This window comes from Brucella pseudogrignonensis, assembly GCF_032190615.1.
In the GTDB taxonomy this organism is placed as follows: Bacteria; Pseudomonadota; Alphaproteobacteria; order Rhizobiales; family Rhizobiaceae; genus Brucella; species Brucella pseudogrignonensis_B.
This window is the reverse complement of record NZ_JAVLAT010000002.1, coordinates 744,223-759,985: the sequence shown is the minus strand read 5'-3', so window position 1 is coordinate 759,985 and position 15,763 is coordinate 744,223. Positions and strand designations below refer to the sequence as shown.

The window sequence follows — 15,763 nt, the reverse complement described above, 5'->3', positions numbered from 1 at the left end:
CTCCCAAGTGTTCGGGGGCTTTATCCTCACGTGACCGGACCGCCCCATCAATCCCGTCAAACCCGTTATTCCAAGCCGTTAGACACCCCTCTTCATCGTCGTGAGAGTGAGCGCTGTACCAGCATGGCAATGATAATGATGGCACCCTGAATAGCGCCGATCAGATATTCGCTGATGAAGTTGGAAAGCAGCATGATATTGCCAACGATTTCGAGAATGAAGGCACCACATATTGTGCCCCAGACGCGCCCCACGCCGCCGCGCAACGCCGTACCACCAACCACAACCGCCGTAATTGCCTGCAACTCCCACAACATGCCGGTTGTTGCTGAGGTCGAGCCAAGTCGCGGCACATAAAGCAGTACGGCGACAGCCACGCAAAGCCCTTGCACGATATAGGCAATTGTGCGAACGCGCTTGACCGAGATGCCCGAATAACGCGCCACATCTTCGCTGGAGCCAACAGCGATCACATGACGTCCATAACGCGTACGATAGAGTACGAAAGCCGCAATTGCTGCCGTGACAAAAATCGCAATGACCGGAATTGGCACGCCAAACACGTCACCAAAATAGGCAGGGCGATAAAGAGCCTGAATTTCAGGATTGCGCAGCGTAATTGCGCCACCTTGCGACAGCCATGTCGTCAGGCCGCGATAAATACCCATGGTTCCGAGTGTCGCAATAAACGGCTCTATACCACCCATTGTCGTGATCAACCCGTTGGTCAAGCCGCAAAGCGCACCAACGACCACAGCCAGCAACACAGCCGCGATCAACATCATCACCGGATCAGCGATCACGCCACTGTTCATAAACATAATCATGATGCTGCCGACAAAAGCAGCCATCGCGCCAACGGATAGATCAAGCCCACCCGACGAGATCACATAGGTCGCGCCCAGTGCGATAATCGCAATAAAAGCACTGCGTGTCGCAACGTTCAGCAAATTATCGATGCTGATAAAATTTGGATTGGCAATTGTTCCAAGAACAAGCAGCAAAAGCAGCGCAATAAAAGGGGCGATCGCCCTCAGATCCCAGTCTTTAGACGTTTTTGGCGCTTTGCTCTTGTCATTCACTACGTCAGTCATTGACACCCCTATTTATAATTATGCCGCTTCTGTGCTGACGCCCGTTGCTAGAACAACAATGTCATGCTCTGTCATGCGTTCACCTGTCACCTCACCCGCAATACAGCCTTCCCGCATGACAACGATGCGATCACATATCCCGATAAGCTCTGGCATCTCTGACGACACAACAATGATCGATTTTCCTTCATCGGCAAGATTGGCGATGAACTGATAAATCTGTTCTTTGGTACCCACATCAATGCCGCGTGTTGGCTCGTCTATGATGACGATAGACGGATTCAGCAGCATCATTTTTGCCAGCAGGAGCTTTTGCTGATTTCCACCTGAAAGTTGGCCAGCGAGAATATCTTTGCGTCCGGTGCGAATATCAAATTCCTTAATCGCATCATCCAGCGCCACGCGCTCTTTATTCCGGTCGATCTGCAAGCCCCGGACAAATTTGCTGATCGATGCAAGTGTCAGATTGATGCCAAGATCTTTACCAAGCAAAAGACCTTTGCCTTTGCGATCTTCACTGAGATAAGCGATCCCGGCAGACAGGCTTTCATGCGCATTATGGAAATTGACGGATTTACCATTGTGCCGAACCTGTCCCTTGCCGGGACGAAGGCCAACCACACCTTCCATGAGCTCTGTACGGCCCGCACCGACCAAGCCTGCAAATCCCAGGATTTCGCCCTTGCGCAAAGCAAAGCTCGCTGTTTTGACATAGCCAGGAACTGTGAAGTCTTGCACTTCAAGCACTGTCTCATCCGACCGTTCCGATGCGCGATCCGGATAAAGCTTGGCCACGTCACGACCAACCATCAGCCGGGCCATATCATTGGGCTGAAGCTCTGAAGTCATGTGCGCAGCGACAAGTGTTCCATCACGCAAAACTGTGATGCGATCCGAAATTTCTTTTACTTCCGGCAGGCGATGCGAAATATAGAGAACGGCCACGCCCTTGGCGCGGATATCACAAATTACTTTCAAGAGTGCTTCGGTTTCAACCGGTGTTAGCGACGCTGTGGGTTCGTCGAAAATGACAACGCGGTGAGGCACCAGCAGCACGCGGGCAATTTGCACAAGCTGGCGCTGCGCTATTGAAAGGCTGCCCACAATCGCATCGGGATCAATGTCGGCGCCAAGATCGCGAACTGCTTTACGCGCACCTTCACGCATCGACTTATCATCGACAACAAGCCCGTTTGAAAGCTCACGTCCAAGATAAATATTCTGGGCAACAGTCAGATCAGGCGCGAGCAAAATCTCCTGATGCACAAGCACAATGCCTTGCGCTTCAGCCTCAACAGGCCCTGAAAATGCAATTGGCTTGCCATCAATCCGAATCTCACCGCTTGTCGGGCGTTCATTGCCAGCGAGCAGCTTCATCAATGTCGATTTACCGGCACCATTTTCGCCGATAATCGCATGAACTTCGCCGCCATAGATGCTAAGATTGATCCCTTTGAGAACCTGGACGGGACCAAAAGACTTGGACAACGACACAGCTTCAAGAAGCGGAATACGCGTTTCTTTGGAAAGCGAAATCATGCGTTAATACCAAAGACAGCGTTGTCGTAAGACATTACGCAAAAGAATTTCGACGCAAGAATATCAGCGATAATATCTGGATGCACGTGAACTCCTCCCAAAGTCTCGCAACCCAACCTTAGCGTTCGCTTTGAGGTACGTAAAGCAAAATTATTTGCAGGAAGGTGAAATGAGCTCGCTTGCATCCAAAGATTATTAATAATCAGCGTTATAAAATAGTCAGAATTATAACTTGATGATCTTAACAACGCCGTGGTTCGACGGTATTAAAATGATAAGTATTTGTGGCGATAGCATTTGAAAACCTCACCTCCAACCAACAACAAAACGTTGCTCGGCTGCCATCGGATTTTGACCACTCCGCTGACTTGGATATTTGTTACAATCACTTTAACGGTTCTATTTTTAACCTTTCCATTGGTTGCGCCGATCGGCCCAATGTATTGGGACACCTATATTTACCTCGATGCAGCCCAACGGATAAATATCGGGCAAATACCGTCGGTTGACTTCTTCACCCCAGCAGGTCCTCTTGAGTACTATCTGTTCACCTGGGGTTTGAACGTCTTTTCTCACGCTCAGCCAGTGCTGCTAGCACAATGGTCGACGCTCATAATCGCAGCACCATTAATGGCTATCGTCCTTTGTGATGTTGACCGTGAAAGCCGATCCACAGCTTTTGCATTGCTAATCCCATTTTTGATTTTCGCTATCTCTCCGGCAAATGCCCAACTTGAAACATCATATCCGGGTCTCGACGGATTTGGCATTTATAATCGACACGTGTGTTTGTTGCTTTATGTGCTGGTCGCCGGGCTTATTTTCATGCCCAACAGCAGAAAACTGGCGCTGTTTTGTGCCGCGACAATGCTTTGCCTGTTTCTGACGAAGGTCACTGGTTTTCTCGTTGGAGGACTCTTCGGATTTACAGCCCTTCTTGCCGGGCGTATCTCCTTAAGCAATGTTCTGATCGCTATTATCGCAGCCCTCGTGTTGCTCGCCGGATTGGAACTCAATGGCCATATGATATCCGCCTATCTCGCAGATATCAGCCAATTGCTTATGCTAAACCAAGCAGCGTTGCTGCCACGCTTTCTCACAGTCATATCCGGCAAGCTCGATGTTATTTTGCCAGCAAGCGCTCTGGCTGTTGTGTTGTTCTGGCACGAAACACGCCATAATATTACGCCAACCCGCTTTTTCGATCGCAGCTCAGTTTGGCTCGCAATCACCGTTGCCGGCGGGATTTTTGTCGAAACACAAAACACAGGCAGTCAGGAGTTCATTTTTCTGTGGCCGGTTTTGCTGATGATCTGGCAACGCATCAAACCGTTGAACGACAATAAAATCAAGATGACTGTGCTGATCCTTACAGCCTTCGTCGCAGTCCCTACGGTTAGCAAAGTTGGTCATAAGGTGTTGCGCGCAATTGCAGTCGCCCCAACCTATGTTCAGCCGCCCGTTACCGAGCTGAAAAACATGGCTCAGATTTCCACCCGAACCGACATGATGGAACGGGCCAAACTCTTGCCGCAGCACTATGCAGATTATTCAACGCCTTATGAAGCACTGGCACAACAAGGACAATTGCCAAGCTGGCGGCTGTATTCCGAGCTCGACTATCAAATTTACTGGCTTATCTCGGTTGACGAAGCGGTCAAGGCGCTCAAAAAATTCGAGAAAGAAAACAGCATCCAATTAAAGTCGTTGATGACACTCGACTTCACCGATCCGTTTCCGTGGCTACTTGATCGCAATGCCGCCCGTAAAATCCAGATCGGCGCTGATCCATTTCGCACCGTTCCCCCCATGTCGCCTGAAACCAGAGCTGCAGTTCAAGCAACGGATGGCGTGTTGCGCCCGAAATGTCCGATGACGACATCCCGGCTTGCCTTACAGGAAATCTATGCCGATGCACTCAAAGATCGCGATGTGATTGCTCTCGACCCGTGCTGGGATTTGCTGCTACGTCCCGGCATTCTGCAAAAATAAAAGCCGGTTGAAATCACCCGGCTTTTCAGACTGCTGACAAACCCCTGGCGCGAGCTGGGGGGTATGATTCATTGGGCCATGTTGAAGAAACCCGCTCCCGAACAGACGGCTCTCGAGATGGTGACACTAGATAGCCTGGTGCCGAAGGATCACCTGCTTCGCAAGATCGACGCGGTGATCGACTTCTCCTTCATTCATGATCGCGTCGCGAGGCTCTACTGCGCCGACAACGGTCGGCCGCCGCTCGATCCGACGCTGATGTTCAAGGCGCTGTTCATCGGCTACCTGTTCGGTGTGCGCTCGGAGCGTCAGTTGGTGCGCGAGATCGAGGTGAATGTCGCCTATCGGTGGTTCTTGCGCATGAAGCTGACGGACCCGGTCTTCGAGGCCTCGACGCTTTCCCAGAACCGTCGCCGCCGCTTCAACGACACGTCCGTGGCGCAGGACATCTTCGATGCGATCGTGGAGCAGGCGATCCGCCATGGCCTGGTGGATGGCACGGTGCTCTATACGGATTCGACCCATCTGAAGGCCAATGCCAACAAGGGCAAGTACGATCTGGTGATGCTGAAGAAGTCGCGAGCCGACTACTGGGCCGATCTCGACCGGGCGATTGAGGCCGAGCGTGTGGCGCACGGCCAGAAGCCGTTGAAGGACAAGGAACGCGAAGCTGAGGTGAAGGAAACCAAGGTCAGTCGTACCGATCCCGATAGCGGTTACATGGTCCGCGACGGTAAGCCTAAGGGTTTCTTTTATCTCGATCACCGCACGGTCGATGGCCGCCATGCCATAATCACTGATACCTATGTGACGCCAGCCAATGTGCATGACTCCATCGTCTATCTCGAACGATTGGACCGGCAGCGTGAACGCTTCGAATTCACTGTCGGCGCAGTCGGTCTGGATGCCGGCTATGCCACGGCAGGCATTGCCAGGGGTTTGGAGGGGCCAGGGGTCTGGAGGGCAGGCAAATCCTCGGCGTGACCGGCTATCGCAGGCCGACCCCGCCCAAAGAGGGGATGGTCGCCAAATCGAAATTCGTCTACGAGCCCGAGGCGGACGGTTATCGCTGCCCTCAAGGCCAGTTACTCAGCTACGCCACCACCGACCGCAACGGCTACAAGCACTACCGCTCGGACCCGTCAGTGTGCTGCGACTGCCCGCTTCTGGCATCGTGCACCGCAAACGCCAAGGCGGAGCGGACCATTACCCGGCATGTCTGGGCTGATGCCCGAGAGCGCACCGACATGAACCGCAAGACGACGTGGGGCAAGGCGATCTACAAGCGGCGCAAAGAGACGGTCGAACGCTCGTTTGCCGATGCCAAACAGCTACACGGGCACCGCTATGCCCGCTTTCGCGGTCTCAACAAGGTCAGATGGCAATGCCTGCTTGCAGCGAGCGCCCAGAATATCCAAAAGATCGCAATGGCGATGACGAAAACCCCAAAACCAGCCTGGGGATGAGGGCTCTCAAGCCCACTTCAAACTCCGCCCACCCAGCCCCGAAAACACCATCTGAACACGCACTCCCAAAACACCAAAAACCCGCCAAAAAAATCGACGGGTTTGTCAGCAGTCTGAGCCGGAGTAATCTCCGGCTTTTTTCTTTACTTGATCTGCGCTTTTACGAAGTCCTTGACGATACCAACAATGCCGCGTCCAAGAATTTCATCAAGCGCTGTGATGAATTCATCAACATGCGCACGATCACAAATCAGCGGCGGTTCAAGGCGGATCACATTGCGATTATACTCAGTGAAAGCCACCAACACGCCGTGATCACGCAGCAGATGACTACCAATGAAGCCTGGCAACGAGCCTTTCAGCTTGTCATCAAGCATAGCCAATACAGGGCGAAGTACCATTGGCATTGCGTTGGAGAAGTCATGGAACTCCAGCCCCACCATCATACCCTTGCCGCGTACTTCTTTGATGATCTTCGGATAGCGCGCGTGCAATTCTTTAAGACGTTCGAGCAGATAATCGCCGGTTTCCGCCGAATTATCGATAAGATGCTCGTCGTAAAGCACATTGATCGTTTCGATCGAGGTGATGCAGGCTTCACCAATGCCGCCGAACGTTGCCATGGCATGGATCATCGCCGTTTTTGGCGTACCATAGGCTTTCATATAGACATCGCGCTTGGCAATCATCGCGGCCATCGCCGTTTTGCCGCCGCCTAATGACTTGGCTAGTGCTGTGACATCGGGAATGACGCCGTAATGTTCAAAGGCATAGAACTTTCCGGTACGGCCAAAGCCGCACTGCACTTCGTCGGCGACCCAGATCACACCATACTGATCACAGAGCTGGCGCAGCTTCTGCCAGAATGACGCATCGGCCTGAATAATGCCTCCACCGCCCTGAATGGTTTCAAGAACGATGACGCCAATTTCCGGGTCCGCGCGGAACGCGTTTTCAATGGCATCGATATCGCCGAACGGTACGCGCACCGTATTGTCGACCAACTTGAACTCACCACGATAAAGCCCGCCATCGGTGATCGACAGCACACCCTTGGTTTTGCCATGAAAAGAATTTTCGGCATAAACGATCTTCGGCTTCTTCGGCCCTGCAGCACGTTCTGCAACCTTGATGGCAGCTTCCATAGCTTCCGAACCGGACGAGCCTAAGAACACCATATCAAGATCGCCCGGCGAACAGGCAGCAATGTCGTAAGCAAGGGCCGCCGCATATTGCGACATGAAGGCGATAGCGATTTCGTGCCGCATTTCCTCCTGAAACTTGCGGCGCGCTTCAAGAATACGCGGGTGATTATGACCGAGTGCCAGCGAACCGAAACCACCGAAGAAATCGAGGATCTTACGGCCGTTCTGATCGTAATAATACATGCCTTCGGCACGCTCGATTTTCACCTTGTGAAAGCCGAGCAGCTTCATGAAATGCAGCTGTCCCGGATTAAGGTGTCCAGTGAAAAGCTCTGTCATGCGTGGCAGGTCAAGCGCTTTGGCGTCTTCAACCGTCAGAAGCTTCGGCTTGGGCGTGGTATTCGTTATAACTTGATTGGTCATGGCCTGTCCTCACGCTGCCTTCGATGCAAGCTTTTTGTGATATTCGCTATAGGCTGCGATCAGCATGTCTTCATCGCGATATTGCGGCACCCAGCCAAGTTCCCGTTCACCTTTCGACACATCGAGAACGCACATTTCATCAGCAATCAAATATTGCTCCGGGTCCATCAAAGGCTTGTTGAGCCAGTCGAGGAAATCCAGCGTGCGTTTGACCGCCCAGGCTGGTGTCGGCACCAGGATGGACTTCGAGCCTGCGTGCTTGACCAGATCGCCGAGCAACTTACGCACTGGTGGCGGGTTGAGCGAGCCGAGATTATAAACCTCATTCGGCACGCCTGCCTTGAAAGCGGCATAGCAAGCAGAGGCACAGTCGAACACGGAAATGAACTGATAAGGATTTTTGCCAGAGCCGATCATCGGCACCGGCAGGTTGTTATCGATCAGCTTGAACAGCTTTTCCAGAATGCCAAGGCGTCCGGGTCCGATAATCAGGCGCGGACGGAACAGCGAAATATTCATCCCTTTCTTGCGCCACTCAGCGGCCAGTTCCTCGGTCTTTAGCTTCGACAGGCCATATTCGCCCAGCGGATTGCAGGGGTGATCTTCCTTCTGTGGCCAGACATACGTGTGGCCATAAACCATATCGGTGGTGAAATGCACGAGGCGCTTTGCACCAGCCTCGTCCATTGCCTTGATGATGTTTTCCGTACCGTAATAGTTGACTGGAAAGAAGAAATCGTGACGCTTGGCCCGTACTTGAAGCGGCGAAAGCATCTTGGCCGAGAGATTATAGACCATATCGTCGGCGCGAAGCCCAAGCTTGCGGATTGCTTCCGGGTCGGTCACATCGGTATGCACGAAAGTCGCCTGCGCATAATGCGCGAGATCGCTTTTCACGATGTCTGCGACGATCACTTCATGGCCGTCAGCAACAAGCAAGGGAGCCAGATAACGCCCCACAAAGCCGTCGCCACCGAAAATAATATGTCTCATAATCCTGCCCCAACCTTAAATTTATGATGCCGAACGGTCTTGAACCGCCGCGTTCTGTTCGGCATCCGGCGTCTTGCCGCTTTGCGCGATCAGCACTGTTCCAATGCAAATGAAGGCGATGCCCGCAATCTTATAGGCGCCCAGTTCTTCCTTGAACAAAAGCCACGCAAAGACTGCCACGGCGACATAGGCAAGGCTCAAAAAAGGATAGGCAAAAGACAAATCGACTTTTGAGAGCACATACATATGAGATGCCATTGAAATGACGAACATGGTCAGACCAGCGAAAACCCACGGATTAAAGACAATCTGAAAGATCCGGTAAATCAGCGTATCCGCTGTATAGCTGGCATTGCTGAAGGTCATCATGCCATATTTGAGCAGTAGCTGTGCTGCCGCATTGGTCATGACAGTAAAGAGAATGAATGGGATATATTTCATCGTCTGTCCCGTGGTTTAATTTTTTAATGCGGTACGCCGCCAGAAATCGGAGCAGAACCGCGCATCGCGCATGTCTTCAAGCTGCTGCCACTCTGGAAAGCCCGCCTTAAACGTTTCAGCACTCATACGTTGATCCTTGTAAGGATTAACGCGCCCGCCAGCCTCAACGGTCATTTTGTCAAGCTGGTCCAGCAGATCGCGCGTCTTGCGCCCGCGATTGGGAAAATCCATCGTCAGCGTATAACCGGGCTTTGGAAATGACAGCAGCCCCGGAGAATGCAGATCGCCGAAGCGCTTGAGAACTGTCAGGAAAGAGGACTGTCCGGCATCGCGACTTGCTGTCAGCATTGCCGGGATGGTCTTCTCAGCTGCCTCGAAAGGTATCAGGCTCTGATGCTGATATAGCCCGGCCGGGCCGTAAAAGCGGTTCCAATTGCGTAAACCATCCAGCGGATAGAAGAAGCCCGCAAAGCCTGTCAGATGCGGCTCCTGCTTGCGGCGTTTTGCATGAAAATAGAGAGTGTTGAAAGCCGTCAGGCTCAGCTTATTGAGCATCGAAAATGGCAGATCAAAGGGCACACCGAGCCGCGCTTCAGCGCTTTTGACGGTGCGATTGCCGTTGAGAGCATGATTTCCCGTTATCAGCACACCGCGTCCCTCCGCGTGACCACGTGCCAACTGGTCCACCCAAGCCACCGCATATTCATTGTCGCGGTCGGCTTCTTCCGCAATTGCGAAATACTCAGACAGGCATTTAAACGGCGTGATGCGTTCTTCGACATCCAGCGACCCAACCGGCATCAGACGGATGCGCGCATTGAGGATGAGCCCCGTCAGGCCCATACCACCAATCGTTGACGCGAAGAGCTCAGCGTTTTCAGCGCTTGAGCAAAGGTAATGCACTCCGTCAGAACGAAGCAGCTCCAGACTCTCAACATGGCTTCCGAATGTTCCCCGCAAATGGTGGTTCTTGCCGTGCACATCATTGGCGATTGCACCGCCAAGCGTCACGGAACGCGTCCCGGGCGTCACCGGCAGAAAATAGCCATATCTGACAACTGCCTGAATAATTTCGCTCAACAGCGCGCCGGATTCCGCTTCAAGAATTCCCGTGTGAGGGTCAAAACTCACAATGCGGTTATGCGATCGCATCGGCACAAGCAAACCCGTATCATTATGACAGCTGTCGCCATAAGAGCGTCCATTGCCGAAAGCCAGCAGCGTTTCCGGGCCTTCCAGTTTGGAAAACACATCATCGAACGCAATCGCGTTGCGCTTGTGGCGATCAATACGTCCAAAACTGTCGAAAGACTTATTCATCAGGGCTTTCCGGCGATAAACAGCAGAACCGCGCCTATCGCGATGACCACCTGACTACGCCAGTCAGTGGCGAGAAAGACGACGGGATCGTCGTCCATTTCCTTGCGATGGGCCAGAATCCACACGCGGATAATGATGTAGAGGACAATTGGAACAAGCGGCCAGATCAACCATGGATAAGTATAGAGCTGCTGGACTGCGGCACTGTTGATATAAAGTGCCAAAACCACGACGGCTGTAAAGCCGGAGGCCACGCCACTTTGCCCCACAATATCAATGTCCTCCGGTCGATATCCACGCCCGGCAATGCGGTCTTTTTCTGTCACGGTCGAATTCTGCAACTCGACATAACGTTTGACCAGCGCCAGCGACAGGAAGAAGAACATCGCAAATGCCATCAGCCAGAATGACTGCGGAATTTCTGTCGCCGCAGTGCCACCCAAAAGCCGAAGCGTATAAAGTGCTGCAAGACAAATAACATCAACAAGAAGAGCACGTTTCAAAACAAGCGAATAGGCTGTCGTTGCGACAAGGTAAGTGCCGATGACCAGACTGAACGCCAATGGCAGGAAAAAACAGGTCACTGTCGCAATCAAAAGCAGCAGAAATGAAACTTTCAAGCCAAAAGGGATGCTGAGCGCACCACTGGCAAAAGGACGCAGTCGCTTTCTGGCATGTTGTCTATCGAGCGGTAAATCAATGATATCATTGATGATATAGATTGCCGAAGCTGCCGCCGAAAAAGCGATGAAAGCTAAAATGGAAGCAATGAAGTCCTCTGCAAGAAAGATAGTATGTGCCAGAATAGCAGGCACAAAAACCAACAGATTTTTAAGCCATTGATGCACGCGCAGCATCTTGAGATATGGCTTTATGCCAGTCACCGGTTTTTCAAACAGTTGGCTATCATTGACTTTTTGAAACCGCGAGGCCAGACGATCGGGTGCAACGACGACTGCTTCACGCGCTGCTGCAAAAACTGCAAGATCAGCACGGTCATTACCAGCGTAATCAAAGCCCTTTGCTCCATACTGATCGGTCAGCGCCTTCGCTTTACGATGCGAAGACAAATTGGTCGTACCTGAAGTCGCAAAAACCGCTTCAAAAATTCCCAGCTCTTCCGCGACAGCCTCCGCCAAGGGTTCCGCTGCTGCTGTTGCGAGCACCAATCTGCGCCCGCTTGCATGTTGATGCTGAAGATACTCGAGAAAATCCTGCCGATATGGCAGCAAAGTAACATCAAACGAAATACGACTGGCGATCTGCTGTTTCAAATTGGCTTTGCCGGAAAACAACCAGACAGGCAGCAAAAGCAAATATAGCGGATTTCGTTTGAGTAGAACGAAGATGCTTTCCCACAGCAGGTCAGTCGCGATCAGCGTTCCGTCCAGATCAACGGCCAAAGGCACTTCATGGCTTTTGAGCCGTTCATCCATATTAAGTGATCCCCGTAGTGCATGCCAGCAAGGCACATCTCGTCCGCTTTCATTGGCAGTTCATAGGACGAGAAAACAAATGAATTATAAAAATTCCCCATACAATCGATAATTGTTATCGGGTCAGATGTCTCTACCAATCTGATTATTCCCTACCCCATTATAGTTTTGGTTAATAAACCTTCGGCTATATAAACACTGGTTAATTATTATTCTCCATCATATAAGGCATTTTCGGTGTGGCATCTGATACACACTGACTACCGTTTCGCTTTTGTCGAAGAGCCTGATCATGAATATGGAATTCGCATTGACTGATGGTGCCAATGTCTTCGAACTAGCACCAATTTCTCTTTGGCTCGAAGATTACAGCGGATTGCGAAAGCAGTTCGAGCAGTGGCGCAAAATCGGCATTACAGACCTGAGAGCATTTCTGAAAGAGGATACCAACCGCTTGCGCATCTGCACAAGCCACATCCGTGTTCTCAAGGTTAATCGTAAAACGCTGTCGCTTTATGAAGCGGAGAACATCAATCATCTGATTGAAAATCTGGAGCGCGTTTTCCGTGACGACATGCTCGACCCACATATCGAAGAAATGGTTCAGCTCTGGAATGGCGACAACGCGTTTATGAGCGATACCATCAATTATTCGCTCAATGGTAAGCGCCTTGATATTCAGCTTAAAGGCGTAATTCTCCCCGGCCATGAAGAAACGTGGGATCGTGTTCTTTTATCCATTGAAGATGTGACGGCACGGGAAGAAGCGCGGCGCGAGCAAAGCAAACACAAACAGCATGCCGAAGGCCTGTTTGAACATTCACCTGTTTCGCTTTGGGTTGAAGATTTCAGCCGCATCAAGCAGTTGATGGATGACATCCGCGAGCGTGGGATTGAGGATTTCCGCGTCTTTACCGATGTGCATCCAGAATTTGTACGCCAGTGCATGAGCGAAATTCGTGTTCTCGACATCAATCGCGAAACGCTCGATTTATTCGCGGCACCCGACAAAGAGACACTTCTTAAAAATCTGCCACAGGTCTTTAAAGGCGATATGGAGACGAATTTTCGTGAACAACTGATCGATCTCTGGAATGGCGTCTATTTTCAACGTCGTGAAGTCATCAACTATGCACTTGATGGCACGGAGCGACATCTATTGTTGCAGTTCTCAGTACTTCCGGGCCATGAAGCCGATTGGTCACTGGTGCAGGTTGCCCTTGCGGACATTACAGCTCGCAAAAAAGCGGAAGCCTATCTCGAATATCTCGGCAAACACGATGTTCTGACCAAGTTGCACAACCGTGCCTTCTATGTTGATGAGCTCAATCGCCTTGAGCGTAAAAATCATGAACCGGTATCGATCATCATTATCGATCTCAACGGCCTCAAAACTGCCAATGATCAGCTTGGTCATGCCAGCGGCGACGGCTTGCTGCGCCGGGTAGGCGAAGTGCTGAACGAAGCAGTTAAACTACCCGGTCACGCAGCGCGCATCGGCGGCGATGAGTTTGCAGTCGTGCTGCCCTATGTGGACGAGCGCGGCACGGATGCGGTTATGGAAGATATTCGTCGGCTGATCGACATCAACAATCAGTATTACTCCCACCTCAAGATTGAACTTTCGATGGGCGCGGCCACGAGCATGCCGGGCGAAAAATTGGAAACGGTTGCCAAGCGCGCTGATCTTCTAATGTATGCGGATAAGCGCAAACATTATTCAGCGGAAGCATTGCGCAAATCGCAGCTTTCGTGATTACTCATCAAACTCGATGATCGTTTTTCCACGCGTAAGATCAGTAACAAGCTGTGCCAGCTCACTTTGAACAGCGAGCGGCATCGCGCCAGTAATTTCAACGCCCGTTGCTGTGAAATTCTCATGCGCAATCGTCACATGCTCGACGGCCGTAAGCCGCGCTTTCAGAAGTGCATGATCTGAAAAATCACAGGCGAGCGCAAAGCCAATGACGGGGATCACCTCTGTCTTTTCAGCTTGTCGCAAACACATAGCTGCCGTGCCACCATAGGCACGCATCAATCCGCCACTGCCTAGCAGAATACCCCCGAACCAGCGCGTAACAACCACAACAATGTTATCGAGCTGTTGGCCGTCTATCGCCTGCAAAATTGGCTTGCCTGCCGTGCCGCTCGGCTCACCGTCATCGCTGAAGCGATAGTTCTGCCCCATCCGCCATGCCCAGCAATTATGGGTCGCAGCAATATCTGAATATTCAACGAGAAAGTCCTTTGCAGCCTGTTCATTGGCGACAGGAGCGGCAATAGCCAGAAACCGACTTTTCTTTATCTCTTGTGTGATGGTTTCAATGCGACTGATGGTGAACATGACTATCCTGCAAACGGTATTTGGCGGGCCTAGCATTTTACGTTGCGGATGACGACCCCTTTAGGATGCGTTAGCATTGCACACGCGCAAACTTGGGTATAAGGCAATGAAAAATGAGCCAGCGTCCCGCCCGCCGCTCACCCTGCCAAAATATGAAAGGTCCGCCGATGTTCGATTTGATTGTGAGAAACGCCAATCTTCCCGACGGACGTGAAAAGCAGGACATTCTGGTCAAAGACGGCAAAATTGCCGATATTGGGCCATCGAAAGGCGAACATCAGGCAGCGAAAGAAATAGACGCCTCCAATCGTCTGGTCACACCGCCTTTCGTTGATCCGCATTTCCATATGGACGCGACACTGTCGCTCGGCCTGCCCCGCCTCAACCGCTCTGGCACGCTGCTGGAAGGCATTGCGCTCTGGGGCGAACTGAAGCCCATGCTAAGCGTTGAAGCCATGGTTGAGCGCGCTCTACGCTATTGTGATCTCGCCGTCAGTCAGGGCCTCCTTGCCATTCGCAGCCATGTCGATGTGAGTGACCCACGCCTGTTCACTGCTGAGGCGATGATCGAAGTGCGCGAAAAGGTTAAGCCTTATATCGACCTTCAGCTCGTGGCTTTCCCGCAGGACGGCTATTATCGTTCGCCTGGCGCTGTCGAACTTGTCAATCGTTCGCTCGATATGGGCCTCGATGTGGTCGGTGGTATTCCGCATTTTGAGCGCACCATGTCAGACGGTGCTGCCTCGCTGGAAGCACTCTGCCGCATTGCTGCGGAGCGTGGACTGCCGGTCGATATCCACTGCGACGAGACCGACGATCCAATGTCACGCCATGTTGAGACGCTGGCAGCACAAACAATGCGTTTTGGTCTGCAAGGCCGCGTGTCTGGCTCGCATCTCACATCCATGCACTCCATGGACAATTATTATGTGTCCAAGCTGATCCCGCTGATTGCGGAAGCGCAGATGAACGCCATTCCAAACCCGCTCATCAACATCACCCTGCAGGGCCGCGCCGATACCTATCCGAAGCGCCGTGGCATGACCCGTGTGCCGGAACTGATGGCTGCTGGCGTTAACGTTGCCTTCGGCCACGATTGCGTGATGGACCCATGGTACTCGATGGGTTCAGGCGACATGTTGGAAGTCGGCCATATGGCTGTGCATGTGGCACAAATGACATCACTTGAAGGCAAGAAGCAGGTCTTCAACTCACTCACTGTTAATTCCGCTAAGGCACTTGGTCTCGAAGGTTACGGCCTTGAAAAAGGCTGTAATGCAGATTTTGTGGTGCTTCAGGCACGCGATCCGCTGGAAGCGTTGCGTCTCAAGGCCAACCGTTTGACAGTCGTCAAGCGTGGTAAAATTATTGCTGAAACGCCGCAGCGCATCAGCAATTTGAACCTCGCAGGGCGGCCTTCAACCGTTGATGGCGCGGATTACGCGCCACGCGGATAATACCCACAGAAATGCGACGGAAAACTAATGCCTGTTTTTCAATCGTCTGATAAAAGCGCTTGAATTAACGGCAGATTCGTCTGAAATACGTGACATTGCTCATAAGCCTCAAC

At 51.9% G+C, this 15,763-nt stretch carries 11 protein-coding genes and 1 pseudogene; 4 read left to right on the top strand and 8 right to left on the bottom strand.

All coding sequences use genetic code 11. From position 1 onward, the window contains the following. Positions 1–92: 92 nt before the first annotated feature. Both RI570_RS14890 and RI570_RS14885 read right to left on the bottom strand, forming a co-directional pair. Positions 93–1,094 (bottom strand): ABC transporter permease, encoded by a 1,002-nt coding sequence (locus tag RI570_RS14890; protein ID WP_313829338.1) that lies wholly within the window; start codon positions 1,092–1,094, stop codon positions 93–95. An 18-nt stretch (positions 1,095–1,112) separates the two neighbouring features. Continuing rightward, positions 1,113–2,633, bottom strand: coding sequence for a sugar ABC transporter ATP-binding protein (locus RI570_RS14885; protein WP_313829337.1), 1,521 nt, complete (start codon positions 2,631–2,633; stop codon positions 1,113–1,115). 630 nt (positions 2,634–3,263) lie between these two features. On the opposite strand from RI570_RS14885, the gene RI570_RS14880 reads away from it, so the two are divergent. Continuing rightward, positions 3,264–4,625, top strand: coding sequence for a hypothetical protein (locus RI570_RS14880; protein ID WP_409558678.1), 1,362 nt, complete (start codon positions 3,264–3,266; stop codon positions 4,623–4,625). Positions 4,626–4,703: 78 nt separating this feature from the next. After that, positions 4,704–6,091 (top strand): annotated as a pseudogene (locus RI570_RS14875) (IS1182 family transposase). A 143-nt stretch (positions 6,092–6,234) separates the two neighbouring features. On the opposite strand, the gene RI570_RS14870 reads toward RI570_RS14875, so the two are convergent. From RI570_RS14870 to RI570_RS14850, 5 genes are read right to left on the bottom strand one after another with little or no spacing between them, the layout of a single operon-like run. Beyond that, on the bottom strand, positions 6,235–7,659 hold the full coding sequence (locus RI570_RS14870; protein WP_313829336.1) for an aspartate aminotransferase family protein: 1,425 nt from the start codon (positions 7,657–7,659) through the stop codon (positions 6,235–6,237). A gap of 9 nt (positions 7,660–7,668) precedes the next feature. Continuing rightward, positions 7,669–8,652 carry an NAD(P)-dependent oxidoreductase gene (locus RI570_RS14865; protein ID WP_313829334.1) on the bottom strand — a complete coding sequence of 328 codons (984 nt, stop codon included), beginning with the start codon at positions 8,650–8,652 and terminating at the stop codon, positions 7,669–7,671. Positions 8,653–8,673: 21 nt separating this feature from the next. Beyond that, the gene (locus tag RI570_RS14860) at positions 8,674–9,093 is read right to left on the bottom strand and encodes an EamA family transporter (RefSeq protein ID WP_313829333.1); all 420 of its coding nucleotides are present in this window, start codon (positions 9,091–9,093) and stop codon (positions 8,674–8,676) included. A 15-nt stretch (positions 9,094–9,108) separates the two neighbouring features. Then, positions 9,109–10,413, bottom strand: a complete 1,305-nt coding sequence (locus RI570_RS14855; protein ID WP_313829332.1) for an FAD-binding oxidoreductase — start codon at positions 10,411–10,413, stop codon at positions 9,109–9,111. Beyond that, a complete protein-coding gene (locus RI570_RS14850) occupies positions 10,413–11,849 on the bottom strand; it encodes a UbiA family prenyltransferase (protein WP_313829330.1) in 1,437 nt (478 codons plus the stop codon). The genes RI570_RS14855 and RI570_RS14850 overlap by 1 nt, the downstream gene beginning before the upstream one ends. A 292-nt stretch (positions 11,850–12,141) precedes the next feature. On the opposite strand from RI570_RS14850, the gene RI570_RS14845 reads away from it, so the two are divergent. Next, positions 12,142–13,605, top strand: coding sequence for a GGDEF domain-containing protein (locus RI570_RS14845; RefSeq protein ID WP_313829329.1), 1,464 nt, complete (start codon positions 12,142–12,144; stop codon positions 13,603–13,605). On the opposite strand, the gene RI570_RS14840 is transcribed toward RI570_RS14845, so the two are convergent. Next, a complete protein-coding gene (locus tag RI570_RS14840; RefSeq protein ID WP_313829328.1) occupies positions 13,606–14,193 on the bottom strand; it encodes a YigZ family protein in 588 nt (195 codons plus the stop codon). 167 nt (positions 14,194–14,360) lie between these two features. On the opposite strand from RI570_RS14840, the gene RI570_RS14835 reads away from it, so the two are divergent. Then, positions 14,361–15,650, top strand: coding sequence for an amidohydrolase family protein (locus RI570_RS14835; protein ID WP_313830060.1), 1,290 nt, complete (start codon positions 14,361–14,363; stop codon positions 15,648–15,650). Positions 15,651–15,763: the final 113 nt, after the last annotated feature.